This window comes from Micromonospora sp. MH33, assembly GCF_003013775.1.
Taxonomy (GTDB): Bacteria; Actinomycetota; Actinomycetes; order Mycobacteriales; family Micromonosporaceae; genus Micromonospora; species Micromonospora fulviviridis.
This window is the reverse complement of record NZ_MUYZ01000622.1, coordinates 1-1518: the sequence shown is the minus strand read 5'-3', so window position 1 is coordinate 1518 and position 1518 is coordinate 1. Positions and strand designations below refer to the sequence as shown.

At 77.5% G+C, this 1518-nt stretch carries 1 protein-coding gene and 1 pseudogene; both read right to left on the bottom strand.

The features are described from left to right. On the bottom strand, positions 1-939 hold a 939-nt coding region (locus tag B0E53_RS36440; RefSeq protein ID WP_146167973.1), incomplete at its 3' end, for an alpha-hydroxy acid oxidase. 50 nt (positions 940-989) lie between these two features. Further along, a pseudogene (locus B0E53_RS38310) lies at positions 990-1518 on the bottom strand (hypothetical protein); the annotation flags it as partial.

Here is a 1518-nt window from a genome sequence, read left to right as displayed (position 1 = left end):
CGCCCCGCCGACCGCCAGGCCGTGCAGCACCGGGCGGCCGACCAGCACGGCGTCCGCGCCCCGGTCGAGCGCGACCAGCACGTCCGAGCCGCCGCGGATCCCGCCGTCGAGCAGCACCGGCACCGCGCCGGCCACCCGGTCGACGACCGCCGGCAGCAGGTCGAGCGTCGCCGGGGCCGCGCTGAACTGGCGACCGCCGTGGTTGGACACCACGATCCCGTCGACGCCGTGGGCCACCGCAAGGGCCGCGTCCTCGGCCGCCGCCACGCCCTTCACCAGCACCGGCAGCTCCGTCACCGAGCGCAGCCAGGCCAGCTCGCCCCAGTCCAGCGCCGGGGCGAACGCCCGCCTGCTGTGCTCGCCGGGCGAGACGAGGTCGGCGTCGGGCAGGTTGACCGCCCGAATGCCCGGCGGCAGCCGGAAGTCCCGGCGCAGGTCGCGCAGGCGGCGGGCCAGCCGCGGGGCGTCCACGGTCAGCATCAGCGCGCTCATGCCGGCCGCCTCGGCCTGCGCGATCACGTGCCGGGTGACGCCGCGGTCGGCGAAGGCGTACAGCTGCAACCAGAGCGGCCCCCCGGCGACCGCCGCGATGTCGGCGAACGGCACGGAGGCCATGGTGCTCACGACGTACGGCACCGGCAGGGCGGCGGCGCCGCGGGCGGTGGCCCGCTCGCCGTCCGGGTGGACCATGGCGTGGAACGCGGTGGGGGCGATGGCGAACGGCACCGCCCAGTCCGCGCCGAGGACGCGCGTGCCGGTCTCCGGCTCGGCCGTTCCGGTGAGGACCCGGGGCACCAGGGTGGCCCGTTCGAAGGCGTCCCGGTTGGCCCTCAGGCTCCGCTCGTCGCCCTGGCCGCCCTCGATGAAGTCCCACACCGGCGGGGACAGCCGCCGGGACGCCTCGGCGGCGTAGTCGTGCAGGGTCAGCAGGGACGTCATCTGCTCTCCTCCCGGCGGGGGCGCCGCGACCGGCCGCCCGTGGTGGCCCGTCACGAGCCCGGTCCGCAGCGGTAGACCAGCAGTTCCTCGCCGCCGCCGTGTTCGGCCGCCGGCACCTCCCGGCAGGCGGACAGCACCCAGGCCATGATCCGGGACAGCTCGGAATTGGTGGTGCCGAGGCCGCCGACCCCGCCGAGCAGGACGAACCGCAGCTCCCCCGCGTCCACCAGCGCGCGCAGCTCGGGGAGGGTCGGCTGGGGCACGAGGCCGCTGTACCCGCCCAGCGGCAGGAACGGCTGCCCGGTGGGGAGCACGAACTGCGACGCCGTCCGCCAGGACGAGGTGGCCGCGACGTAGCGCGCCCCGCCGCGGTGCGCCAGCAGGTAGTCGTCGAGGCGCCGCCGCGGGTCGGTGAGGGTGTCGGTGGTGTCGGCGTCCAGGGCCAGGCCGACCGGTCCGCTCGGGCCGGCGCCGGCCTCGAAGGCGGTGCCGGCGTAGCGGCCGTCGAGGACGGACAGGCCCCAGGCGGCCGGCACGGCGAGCACGGCCGCCACGAGCAGCACGATGGCGCCGGTGGCG